This is a genomic window from uncultured Algibacter sp. (genome assembly GCF_947487605.1).
Classification (GTDB): domain Bacteria; phylum Bacteroidota; class Bacteroidia; order Flavobacteriales; family Flavobacteriaceae; genus Algibacter_D.
This window is the reverse complement of sequence record NZ_CANKXK010000058.1, coordinates 1-782: the sequence shown is the minus strand read 5'-3', so window position 1 is coordinate 782 and position 782 is coordinate 1. Positions and strand designations below refer to the sequence as shown.

Sequence of the window (782 nt, the reverse complement as noted above, 5' to 3'; positions counted from 1 at the left end):
TGTTTTGTTACATCTGATTTTCCTGCGGAAAATCCTCGCACACAAAACCGCACTAATCTTATACATAAACGTTGTGTATAATGCGATAAAACCAGAACTAATTGAAAATCAAAATTTAATAATGAAAAACTTACTTACGAACTTAACCTTAATTCTGTCATTAATTATTTTAACATCTTGTAGTAGCGATGATAGTGGAAATACTGAAAATCAAACTGACCCTCTAATCGGAACTTGGGAATACTCTACTCAATTTGAAAATGACACACAAATCACAGTAAATGATTGTAGCCCATCTACAATTGAGTTTACTCAAGCTGGGAATAGAACTGACTTATATTACGGAACAGACAATTCAGGAAATTGCGTTGTAGTAGACACGGTAAATATGACTTGGGAAAAATTAAGTGATGGAACTTATGAATTTACACAAAACGGATTTACTTTCTCTGACGTAGTGACTTTTGAGAATGATAAAAACACCGTGACTTTCGAAGATTCTGATACAGATGGGAATGGAAATGTCGTTGTTTATCGATTTGTATATACTCGAATAAATTAAATCAAATTAAGCACTATACACAACAATGCCTATAGTTCATTGCTGCTGAATTTCCTAATCGGAAATTCTTATCTTGCAATGATGGCTTAGGTTTTCTCGGAATAGTCCTCGCGGACGATTCCGCAACGAAACCATAGCCCAACCGTTGGCAACAAGCTGAAAAGAAAAAATTTATTACCGTTTTGGTAACTTTTTTATTATATTTGCGACAAACAAGTAT

General features: G+C 33.9%; 1 protein-coding gene. It reads left to right on the top strand.

Annotated features, from left to right (window positions below):
- Window positions 1-121: 121 nt before the first annotated feature.
- Complete coding sequence (locus Q0739_RS14920; protein ID WP_298239534.1) at window positions 122-562, top strand: hypothetical protein; 441 nt, start codon at window positions 122-124, stop codon at window positions 560-562.
- The last annotated feature ends 220 nt before the right edge of the window (window positions 563-782 follow it).

What these genes read in the sequence shown, in the direction of transcription:
- Q0739_RS14920 (WP_298239534.1), top strand. Translation starts at nt 122, where the DNA reads ATGAAAAACTTACTTACGAACTTAACCTTAATTCTGTCATTAATTATT.